A 10,263-nucleotide genomic window follows, 5' to 3' on the forward strand; every position below is an offset into this window, starting at 1 on the left:
CGTCTCCGGTGCGGCTTCGCGACGCCCCCGCTCACGTTGGGTGCGTGGCGCGGGGCGCTCCTTGCGCAACGCGATGCGCAGCCGCTTCACCCGGCGCGGGTCGGCATCCAGCACCTCGACCTCGAAATGACCGGGGCCGGAGATCAGCTCGCCGCGCACCGGCAGCCGCCCGACATGGTTGACGAGATAGCCACCCAGCGTCTCGACGCCTTCGCCGGCCTCGCCGGTGACGAAGTCCTCGCCGATCACGGCGCGCACGTCATCAAAGCTCGCGCGTGCGTCGGCGATGAACGAGCCGTCAGCCTGGCGCACGATCGCCGGGGGCTCATCGCTGTCGTGCTCGTCATCGATCTCGCCGACGATCTGCTCGACGAGGTCCTCGATCGAGACCAGCCCGTCGGTGCCGCCATATTCGTCGACCACGAGCGCGAGATGGATGCGTGAGGCCTGCATCTGTGCCAGCAGGTCGATCGCGCGCATCGACGGCGGCACGTAGAGCAGCTTGCGGATGATGCTGGCGTCCGCAAGCGGCATTGAAAGATCGACGCTGCGCAGATCGAGCCCCGCCGACAGCGGCTTTTTGCGCTTCGACTTCACCGCGTCCGGCACGCGCGCCTGCGCCGTCATGAAGGCGAGCAGATCGCGGATATGAACCATGCCTTCGGGATCGTCGAGCGTGTCGTTGTAAACCACGAGCCGGGAATGCGATGCGCTCTCGAACAGGCTCATCAGCTCGCCGAGCGGAATGTCGCGCTTCACCGCGACGATGTCGGCGCGATGCACCATCACGTCGGCGATGCGCCGCTCGTGCAGCACGAGGATGTTGCGCAGGAGCGTGCGCTCGACCGCGGAGAAGCCGATGTCGTCAGGCTGCGAGGCGTCGAGCACCACCTGCAGATCGTCGCGCACCGAGCCGCCGGCCTTCCAGCCGAACAGATTGCGGATCGCCCGCACCAGCCAGTTTTCGGACGCCGAACGCCCGATCTCACCCGGGGGCACCACGGCCGGCAGATTGCGCGTGTTGCGCGGGTTGTCGTGGATTGGCTCGGAGTCTGACATGGTCAATCCATCCGCTCCCGGTCCGCATAGGGATCAGGAATCCCAAGCTGCGCCAGGATCTCGGTCTCGAGCGTTTCCATCTCCCCGGCTTCGTCGTCGGTCTCGTGATCGTAGCCAATCAGGTGCAAAAAGCCGTGCACGGTGAGGTGACTGAGATGATGCTCGAACGGCTTTTGCGCCTCGTCCGCCTCGCGGCGCATCGTCTCGTAGGCGATGGCGATGTCGCCGAGCATGCGCGGCGGATCATCTTCGCCAACCGGGCCGGTCGGCTGCAGGGCTGGAAAAGACAGCACGTTGGTCGGCTTGTCGATGCCGCGCCAATTGTTGTTGAGCGTGCGGATGCCGGCGTCGTCGGTCAGCATCACCGCGATCTCGGCGTCGCCGACATCTGCGCCTGAGATCTGCGCAGCCGTGTCGATCGCGCGCTGGATCACGGTCTCGGTGTCGGGCTGATCCTGCCAGCAGTCGGCGGCGACGATCACCTCGGTTATCGGAATGGTGGAATCGGTCATCTCATCAATATAGGCGTTTGCGCCGGGCAAGGCTTGAAAGCTTGCCTGCGCGGCTCTTTGCTTGGTGTCACCGCTCTTTCGTGCCCTCGTAGGCCGCGACGATCCGGGCCACCAGCTCGTGGCGGACGACGTCCTCGCCGGTAAACCGCACCTGCGCGATGCCTTCGACGCCATCGAGCAGCCGGGCGGCTTCGGCGAGGCCCGAGGTCTGCCCGTTCGGCAGGTCGACCTGCGAGGGATCGCCGGTGATGATCATCCGGCTGTTCTCGCCCAGCCGGGTGAGGAACATCTTCATCTGCATGGACGTGGTGTTCTGCGCCTCGTCCAGGATGATCGCGGCATTGGTCAGGGTCCGGCCGCGCATGAAGGCGAGCGGCGCGATCTCGATCTCGTTGGCCTGCAGCGCGCGCTCGACCATGCGTGCGTCCATCAGGTCGTAGAGCGCATCGTAGATCGGCCGCAGATAGGGATCGACCTTTTCCTTGAGATCGCCGGGCAGGAAGCCGAGCCGCTCGCCGGCCTCGACCGCAGGCCGCGACAGGATGATGCGGTCGACTTCCTTGCGTTCGAACAGCTGCGCGGCGTGCGCCACGGCCAACCAGGTCTTGCCGGTGCCGGCCGGGCCAATGCCGAACACCAACTCGTGGCGCTTCAGCGCACGGATGTAGGAATCCTGCGCCGCGGTGCGGGCGCGCACCTGGCGCTTGCGCAGGTTGATGCTCTCGAACGCCTGCTTCGGGTTCTTGGTGTCGAACTCGAACAGCGAGCCCTGCGCGACCACGGCGCGGATCGCACCATCGACGTCGCCTTGCGCCAGATCATGACCTTTTACGGCCTGCTCATACAGCGTCTCCAGCACCCGCCGCGCCGCATCGCAGCTGTCGCGGGTGCCGCCGATGGTGATGTGGTTGCCGCGGGAATCCACGACGACGCCGAGCCGGCGCTCGACCAGCGCAAGGTTCTGGCCGTAGGGGCCGACCAGCGCGGAGGCAGCGCGATTATCGTCGAAATCGATGACGACCTGCGTCTCGGGCGGAATGGGCATGTCGCGATCGAATTTGCGGCTGGGAGCGAGGGAAGGCGAATCCGATGCGCTCTTGGGCAAGGGTTCAGGCTCCAATGGTGGCTGAAGGTGCAGATGCAGTTGCGTCGCGTGCGAGTGCACCGAGCAGGCTGTAGCGTTCGAGGCTGTCGATCCGGACCGGCAGCACCTGTCCGACGATCTCGTCGGGGGCCATCACATGGGCCGGCTGCAGATAGGCGGTGCGGCCGACGATCTGGCCGGGATTGCGGGCCGGGCGCTCGAACAGCACGTCGACCGTGGTGCCGATCGCGGCCTTGTTGAAGGCCGATTGCTGGCTGTCGATCAATGTCTGGAGGCGCTCCAATCGCTCGTCCATCTCGGCTGCCGACGCCATCTCCAGCATGTCCGCCGCGGGCGTACCCGGTCGCGGCGAATATTTGAAAGAGTAGGCCGCAGCGTAGCCGATTTGTGCGACAAGCGCGAGTGTGGCGCGAAAATCCGGCTCGGTTTCGCCGGGGAAACCGACGATGAAATCCGATGAGAATGCAATGTCTTGGCGGGCGCTGCGGAACCGGTCGACGACTTTTTGATAGTCGGCCGCACTATGTTTCCTGTTCATGGCGGCCAAAATCCGGTCCGAGCCGGACTGCACCGGCAGATGCACGAACGGCATCAGTTCGGGGAGGTCGCGGTGCGCGGCGATCAGGCTGTCATCGACATCGTTGGGATGGCTGGTCGAATAGCGCAGGCGCGCCACGCCGGGAATCGCGGCGAGATGGGACAGCAGCCGGCCGAGCGACCAGCTGCGGCCGTCGGGGCCCGCGCCATGATAGGCGTTGACGTTCTGGCCGATCAGCGTGATCTCACGCACGCCGTTGTCGACCAGCCGTTTGACGTCGTCGACGATCTTGGAGACCTGCCGGGACACCTCGCTGCCGCGCGTATAGGGCACGACGCAGAAAGTGCAGAACTTGTCGCAGCCTTCCTGCACCGTGACGAAGGCCGAAATGCCGCGGGCACGGATCGCATCGCGCTGCGGCGGGGCAAGATGGTCGAACTTGTCGTCGGCCGGAAACTCGGTCTCGATTGCGCGCTCGCCACGGGCGGCGCGCTTCAACAGGTCGGGCAAATGGTGATAGCTCTGCGGCCCGACCACGACGTCGACCGTCGGCGCCCGTGCGATGATCTCAGCGCCTTCCGCCTGTGCCACGCAGCCGGCGACCGCGATCTTCATCGTGCGGCCCTGCCTGGCGGCCTCGTCCTTGGCGAGGCGCAGCCGGCCGAGCTCGGAATAGACCTTCTCGGAGGCCTTCTCGCGGATGTGGCAGGTGTTGAGGATCACGAGGTCCGCATCGTCGACGCTTGCCGTCTCGACAAAGCCTTCACCGCCGAGCGTATCCACCATGCGCTGGGCATCGTAGACGTTCATCTGGCAGCCATAGGACTTGATATGCAGCTTGCGCGGCGGCGTCATTGATCCTGCTTGATAGATTGATCTCAGGCCCGGTGTGGGGCACGCGCCGGCAATTCCGGCGTGCGGGGCTCAGATATAGCCAAAGCACACGAAAATCCAGCGATCGAGGCCCGATTCCAGCTAAACGGGCTAATTCTGGCTAAATTGCGCGATCAAGGCGGGTAATTGGCTCATATCGCCGAAGGTAGCAGTCGCTCCGGCCGCCTGCAGGGTGGCGGAATGGTCCGGGCCGCAGTGGCTGCCGCCATGAAACCCGAGCACGGTCATGCCGGCGGCCACGGCGCCTGTGATGCCGGCCACACTGTCCTCGACCACGACGCAAGCCGAGGGAACAGTCTTCATCTGCGTCGCGGCAAACAGGAACAGGTCGGGCGCCGGCTTGCCGTGCACGACCTGCGAGGCCGAGAAAATGTGCGGCGCGAACCGGTCGTAGAGCCGGGTGGCGCCGAGGCTGACGCGCATGCGTTCGTGAGACCCGGAGGAGGCGACGCAAACCGGCACGTCGATGGAGTCGAGCGCTTGCGTGATGCCGATCACAGCCTCCAGGTCGGCCTCGAAGGCGCTGAACAAGCGGTCCCGCAGCCGCTCGGTAAAGTCGTCGGGAAGGCTGCGGCCGAGCTCGGCCTCGACCTCGAGTCGGGCCTGTTTCGCCGAACGCCCGAGGAAGCGGTCAAACACTTGCGCCGCAGTAATCGGATAGCCGCTGGCGCTGAGCACGTCGGCGTGGGCCTGACACGAGATCACCTCGCTGTCGACCAGGACGCCGTCGCAATCGAAGATGACGAGATCGAAGGCCATGCGCAAGATGACGCTTAGCTGGCGTCTTCGTCGAGCGGCACGCAATAGAGCTCGAGCCGGTGATCGACCAGTTTGTAGCCGAGCTTGCGCGCGATCTCTGCCTGCAGCTTCTCGATCTCCTCGGAGGTGAATTCGATCACCTTGCCGTCGCGCAGGTTGATCAGGTGGTCATGGTGGCTGTCGCGCATCTGCTCGTAGCGGGCGCGGCCCTCGCGGAAATCGTGGCGCTCGATGATGCCGGCGTCCTCGAACAGCTTCACGGTGCGATAGACGGTCGAGATCGAGATCTTGTCGTCGACGGCAACGCAACGGCGATACAGCTCCTCGACATCGGGATGATCGGCCGCCTCCGCCAGCACGCGCGCGATGACACGACGCTGCTCGGTCATGCGCATGCCGGTCGCGGCGCAACGCGCCTCGATGCCGGTGGTTTGCGGCGCGGAGTGGGACTTCAAGGAGGTCATGGCTGTCTCGCCTCTACGAGAGAGTGCGGGCTTTCTGCCACCAAGCGCAGGTTACGACAAGTCCCGCCGCATCAGAAGGGCGCTCAGCTGTTCCCCGCCGGGGCGCTGGTAATATCGCTCGCGGCGTCCGACGGTGGCAAAGCCGGCGCGCTCATAGAGCCGGCGCGCCGGCTGGTTATTTTCCTCGACCTCGAGGAACACCGTGCGGACACCGCGGCCCGCCAGGTGCCCGAGATGCGTCAGCAGCAGATCGCGCGACAGCCCGCGGCCGCGCTGCTGCGGGTCGAGCGCCACCGACAGGATCTCGGCCTCGTCGGCGCCGATTCGCGAGATGATGAAGCCCGCGATATGGCGCCCGGTCTTGAGGCGATGCACCAGCGTGTTGCGCTCGGTCAGCATGCTCTCGAACTCGCCCTCGCCCCATCCGCGATGGAACGAGGCGGCGTGGATCTGAGCGAGCCGTGCGGCGTCACGCACGCTCGCGGGCTCGATCGCCGGCTTAGCCTCGGCGAACCATCGCGTGAACAAGCCTATCACGACGCAGCTGTCTGCCGAGGTGCTTGCGCCATGTTGGCCGGCACCTTCACGTCGGGGGCTTTCAGGTAGAAGGGGCGCGCCGGCGAGTGCTCCGGATCGGCCGCGGCGCCGAGCCAGGCGATCCAGGCGATGTCGGGCGCGGCCTGCGGATCGACCGCGACGGGCGGCGCGGCGTCATCAGGCCAACGCGTGGCGAGCAGCGTAGCGGCATTGCCGACCAGATATGGCGCACCGAAACGTGCCGCTTCCAGCGCTGTCGCGATCGGCGCGACCTGCGGAGCCGCCAGTTCGTCGCCGGCCCCACCGACGACCTGAAAGTAGACATGATCGTGCCGCGCATCGATCGCGGAGATCACTGGATTCGGACCATCCTCGCTGACGACGGGCGCGGCATAGGCCGACAGCGTGGTCACGCCGACCACAGGCTTGTTCGCGGCGAGTGCAAGCCCGCGCGCGGCTGATAGCCCGACGCGCAAGCCCGTGAAGCTGCCGGGACCAGTGGTGACCGCGATCCGGTCGAGCGCGGTAAACGGCAGATCGGCGGCGCGCATCACCCGCGCGATCAGCGGCATCAGGGCTTCGGCGTGCCCACGCTTCATCGGCAGAGATTCCTGCGCGCGCATGACAGCGGCATCGGTATCGAGAACCGCCGCGGCGCAATGGTCCAGCGCAGTATCAATGGCGAGAATAAGCATCGTCCGGGTGTCGCATGGTTCGGCGCCGGTCAGGCGCCTGTTAGTCTCAGACGGTAGTCGGGTAGAGTTCGTCGCGTTCTTCTTACAGCCTTGTTGGGAAAACCGCATCAAGCCGTAACCTGAAAGACGCTAAGTAGCTGAAACCGCGATAAATTAAACGAAAATTATGATCCAGATGCGAGTTACGCACGTATCTCGGCGTGAACAGGCCGCCTGATCGGCCCGCCCTCTCGTTCAACAGAAAGATCCTCGTGCCCTTCTGGAAAAGTATGACGAACGCGCGCGATGCGGTGGCGCAGCTCGAAGCGATCAATCGCTCGCAGGCCGTGATCGAGTTCAACACCGATGGAACGATCATCACTGCAAACAAGAACTTCCTCGACACGATGGGTTATCGGCTCGAAGAAATCAGTGGTCAGCATCATCGGATGTTTGTCGATCCGGAGACCCGCCAAAGCGCCGAATACCGCGCGTTCTGGGACAATCTGAAGCGTGGGCAATACCAGTCCGGCGCATACAAGCGCTTCGGCAAGGGTGGCCGCCCGATCTGGATCCGGGCCTCGTATAACCCGGTGGTGGACGGCAGCGGCAGGACGGTGAAGATCGTCAAGTTCGCAACCGACGTCACGGCACAGAGAATCCGCAGCATGGAAGACGCCGGCAAAATTGCGGCGATCGAACGCGCCCAGGCGGTGATCGAGTTCAATCTCGACGGCACCATCGTCACTGCGAACGATCATTTCTTGAATGCGACGGGGTACGCGCTCGCCGAGATCCAGGGCAAGCACCATCAGATGTTTGTCGCGCCTGAAGACCGCGATAGCGGCGCCTATCGCGAGTTCTGGGCAAGTCTCAATCGCGGTGAGTTCCGCAGCGGCGAGTTCAAGCGGTTCGGCAAGGGGGGCAAGGAGATCTGGATCTTCGCGACCTACAATCCGATTCTGGACGAGGTCGGCAAGCCATTCAAGGTGGTCAAGTTCGCCTCCGACGTGACCGCGCAGAAGCTGAAGGCGGCGGACGATGCCGGCCAGATCGAGGCGATCGGCAAGTCGCAGGCGGTGATCGAGTTCGATCTCGACGGCAATGTGCTCAACGCGAACGACAATTTCCTCAAGACGCTCGGCTATGCGCTGGCCGAGATCAAGGGCCGCCATCACAGCATGTTCGTGCCATCGGAGATCCGCGATAGCGCCGAATACCGCAGCTTCTGGGCGGCGCTGAAGCGGGGCGAATTCCAGTCCGGCGAGTACCAGCGCGTAGGTAAAGGCGGCCGGCAGGTGTGGATCCAGGCGTCGTACAATCCGATCCGCGATCTCAACGGCAACCCCTACAAGATCGTCAAGTTCGCCGCCGACACCACTATGCAAGTAATTGCCCGCATGAAGAGCGAGAAGGTGCGCGGCATGATGGAGCAGGTCGCCGCCGGCGCCGAGCAACTGAATGCGTCGGTGCACCAGATCGCGGACGCCATGACGAAGTCGAAAGACACCGCAATCACCGCGGTGGAACGCGTCGAGGCCGCCGACCAGCAGGCGCAGCGGCTGTCGTCGGCCGCAACCGCCATGAGCAGCATCGTCGAGCTGATCGGCAGCATCACCGGGCAGATCAACCTGCTGGCGCTGAACGCGACCATCGAATCCGCTCGCGCCGGCGAGGCTGGCCGCGGTTTTGCCGTGGTTGCTTCCGAGGTCAAAAACCTCGCCAACCAGGCCAAGCAGGCGACCGACAAGATCGGCAGCGAGATCGGCAACCTCAACGGCATCTCGTCGGACGTGGTCGGCGCGCTCGGCATGATCAAGAACGCGATCCAGGACGTCAGCGACTACGTGTCCTCGACGGCGGTGGCGGTCGACGAGCAAAGCACGGTGACCGGCGAGATGTCCTCGCGCATGCACCAGGCTGCCGCAGAGGCAGCCAGCATCGGCCGGGCGGCCTGATCCCAGGCGAATGGTTGATGGCGAGTAGTGAATAGCCGAATCGCTATCCGCCAATCTCACATCGGCCGGACTTCAACCACCTCGGGCACGAAATGCTTCAGCAGGTTCTGGATGCCGTGCTGCAGGGTGGCGGTCGATGACGGGCAGCCCGAGCAGGCGCCCTTCATATTGAGATAGACGATGCCATCCTTGAAGCCGCGGAAGGTGATGTCGCCGCCGTCATTGGCGACCGCCGGACGGACCCGCGTCTCGATCAGGTCCTTGATCATGTCGACGGTCTCGGCGTCGTCCTCGTTGAAGAACTCGTCCTCGTCGTCCTCCTGCGCGCCGGCCGCCTCGCTGCCGTCGGCCAGCAACGGCGCACCCGACATGTAGTGCTCCATGATCGCGCCGAGGATCGCGGGCTTCAGGTGCTGCCAGTCGCCGTCCTTCTTGGTGACGGTGATGAAGTCCGATCCGTAGAACACGCTGCTGACGCCTGAGACGTCGAACAGCCGCTCGGCGAGCGGCGAGCGCGCGGCAGCCTCGCGGCTGTTGAATTCCATCGGTGTGCCGTCGCTGACGACGCGGCCCGGAATGAACTTCAAGGTGGCAGGATTGGGAGTGGCTTCGGTCTGGATAAACATGATTTTCTCCGGCAGCGCCGGTTCAAGGCCGGCGTGTAGGGGCACAATATCAGATAGCGACCACGGGCGCACGATCAAGGGAGGTAAATCCGGCCCGCGGCGGAATTGCAGCTATGACAGCGCGGAACTCCGGCCGCCTCAGCGCTTGCGGATGAAGCCGACGACGTCCCTGGCGGCCTGCATGGTCTCGGCCGCGATGGCGTGGGCGCGCTCGGCGCCGTCGACCAGCACGGCATCGATATAACCGGGATCGGCGGTGAGCCGCTTCATTTGGTCCGCGATCGGCGCCAGCTTGGTGACGCACAGTTCCACCAGCGCATTCTTGAAGCCGGAAAACTGCCCGCCGCCGAACTCGCGCAGCACCTCGGCCTTGGAGCGGTTCGACAGTGCGGCATAGATGCCGACCAGATTGTCGGCCTCGGGCCGCGCCTCCAGGCCCTTCTCCTCGCTCGGCAGCGGCTCCGGATCGGTCTTCGCCTTGCGGACCTTCTGCGCGATGGTATCGGCATCGTCGGTCAGATTGATGCGCGAATAGTCCGATGCATCCGACTTCGACATCTTCTTAGTGCCGTCGCGCAGCGACATCACCCGCGTCGCAGGCCCCGTGATCAGCGGCTCCGGCTGCGGAAAGAACAGCCCATCGCCAAAGCCGTTGTCGCGGATCGAGTCCCCGAAATCATTATTGAACTTCTGGGCGATGTCGCGCGAAAGCTCCAGATGCTGCTTCTGGTCCTCGCCGACCGGCACATGGGTGGCGCGGTAGAGCAGGATGTCGGCCGCCATCAACACCGGATAGTCGTAAAGACCGACCGAGGCGTTCTCGCGGTCCTTGCCGGCTTTCTCCTTGAACTGGGTCATGCGGTTGAGCCAGCCGATGCGGGCGACGCAATTGAGGATCCAGGTCAGTTCGGCATGGCCGGAGACCTGGCTCTGGTTGAACACGATGTGCTTCTTCGGGTCGATGCCGGATGCAATGAAGGCCGCCGTCACCTCGCGGGTGGCGCGCGCCAATTGCGCCGGGCCGCCTTCGACCGGCATCGTGATCGCATGCATGTCGACCACGCAATAGATGCAGTTATGGGTATCCTGCATCTTCACGAAGTTGACGATGGCGCCGAGATAGTTGCCGAGATGCAG

General features: G+C 64.5%; 11 protein-coding genes. 1 reads left to right on the forward strand and 10 read right to left on the reverse strand.

All coding sequences use genetic code 11. The annotated features are described in order from the left end of the window. The 8 genes from WA702_RS22110 to tsaB form a co-directional block, all read right to left on the reverse strand. Positions 1-1,059: hemolysin family protein (locus WA702_RS22110; protein WP_425112681.1), on the reverse strand; the 1,059-nt coding region annotated here is incomplete at its 3' end. A 2-nt stretch (positions 1,060-1,061) separates the two neighbouring features. Then, positions 1,062-1,571, reverse strand: a complete 510-nt coding sequence (gene ybeY, locus WA702_RS22115) for an rRNA maturation RNase YbeY (protein WP_425112682.1) — start codon at positions 1,569-1,571, stop codon at positions 1,062-1,064. Positions 1,572-1,638: 67 nt separating this feature from the next. Further along, positions 1,639-2,676, reverse strand: a complete 1,038-nt coding sequence (locus WA702_RS22120) for a PhoH family protein (RefSeq protein ID WP_425112683.1) — start codon at positions 2,674-2,676, stop codon at positions 1,639-1,641. A 4-nt stretch (positions 2,677-2,680) separates the two neighbouring features. Next, entirely contained in the window at positions 2,681-4,069 is a 1,389-nt protein-coding gene (gene miaB, locus WA702_RS22125) for a tRNA (N6-isopentenyl adenosine(37)-C2)-methylthiotransferase MiaB (protein WP_425112684.1), read from the reverse strand. 129 nt (positions 4,070-4,198) lie between these two features. Next, positions 4,199-4,867, reverse strand: coding sequence for an HAD family hydrolase (locus tag WA702_RS22130; protein WP_425112685.1), 669 nt, complete (start codon positions 4,865-4,867; stop codon positions 4,199-4,201). Between the two features lie 14 nt (positions 4,868-4,881). Then, a complete protein-coding gene (locus tag WA702_RS22135; protein WP_425112686.1) occupies positions 4,882-5,331 on the reverse strand; it encodes a Fur family transcriptional regulator in 450 nt (149 codons plus the stop codon). 51 nt (positions 5,332-5,382) lie between these two features. Next, positions 5,383-5,865 (reverse strand): ribosomal protein S18-alanine N-acetyltransferase, encoded by a 483-nt coding sequence (rimI, locus tag WA702_RS22140; RefSeq protein WP_425112691.1) that lies wholly within the window; start codon positions 5,863-5,865, stop codon positions 5,383-5,385. Beyond that, complete coding sequence (gene tsaB / locus WA702_RS22145) at positions 5,865-6,563, reverse strand: tRNA (adenosine(37)-N6)-threonylcarbamoyltransferase complex dimerization subunit type 1 TsaB (protein ID WP_425112687.1); 699 nt, start codon at positions 6,561-6,563, stop codon at positions 5,865-5,867. The genes rimI and tsaB overlap by 1 nt, the downstream gene beginning before the upstream one ends. Before the next feature lie 269 nt (positions 6,564-6,832). Here tsaB and WA702_RS22150 point away from each other — a divergent pair, with 269 nt between their 5' ends. Beyond that, positions 6,833-8,500 (forward strand): PAS domain-containing protein, encoded by a 1,668-nt coding sequence (locus WA702_RS22150; RefSeq protein ID WP_425112688.1) that lies wholly within the window; start codon positions 6,833-6,835, stop codon positions 8,498-8,500. A 56-nt stretch (positions 8,501-8,556) separates the two neighbouring features. Here WA702_RS22150 and WA702_RS22155 read toward each other — a convergent pair whose 3' ends face one another. Together WA702_RS22155 and trpS are read right to left on the reverse strand one after the other, a co-directional pair. Further along, positions 8,557-9,126, reverse strand: coding sequence for a NifU family protein (locus WA702_RS22155; protein ID WP_425112689.1), 570 nt, complete (start codon positions 9,124-9,126; stop codon positions 8,557-8,559). A 138-nt stretch (positions 9,127-9,264) separates the two neighbouring features. After that, positions 9,265-10,263, reverse strand: a 999-nt coding sequence (gene trpS / locus WA702_RS22160; RefSeq protein ID WP_425112690.1) for a tryptophan--tRNA ligase, incomplete at its 5' end; no start/stop codon positions are given.

The sequence above is a fragment of the Bradyrhizobium sp. genome, from assembly GCF_049798375.1.
In the GTDB taxonomy this organism is placed as follows: domain Bacteria; phylum Pseudomonadota; class Alphaproteobacteria; order Rhizobiales; family Xanthobacteraceae; genus Bradyrhizobium.

What these genes read in the sequence shown, in the direction of transcription:
- ybeY (WP_425112682.1), bottom strand. Translation starts at nt 1,571, where the DNA reads ATGACCGATTCCACCATTCCGATAACCGAGGTGATCGTCGCCGCCGAC.
- miaB (WP_425112684.1), bottom strand. Translation starts at nt 4,069, where the DNA reads ATGACGCCGCCGCGCAAGCTGCATATCAAGTCCTATGGCTGCCAGATG.
- WA702_RS22130 (WP_425112685.1), bottom strand. Translation starts at nt 4,867, where the DNA reads ATGGCCTTCGATCTCGTCATCTTCGATTGCGACGGCGTCCTGGTCGAC.
- WA702_RS22135 (WP_425112686.1), bottom strand. Translation starts at nt 5,331, where the DNA reads ATGACCTCCTTGAAGTCCCACTCCGCGCCGCAAACCACCGGCATCGAG.
- tsaB (WP_425112687.1), bottom strand. Translation starts at nt 6,563, where the DNA reads ATGCTTATTCTCGCCATTGATACTGCGCTGGACCATTGCGCCGCGGCG.
- WA702_RS22150 (WP_425112688.1), top strand. Translation starts at nt 6,833, where the DNA reads ATGACGAACGCGCGCGATGCGGTGGCGCAGCTCGAAGCGATCAATCGC.
- WA702_RS22155 (WP_425112689.1), bottom strand. Translation starts at nt 9,126, where the DNA reads ATGTTTATCCAGACCGAAGCCACTCCCAATCCTGCCACCTTGAAGTTC.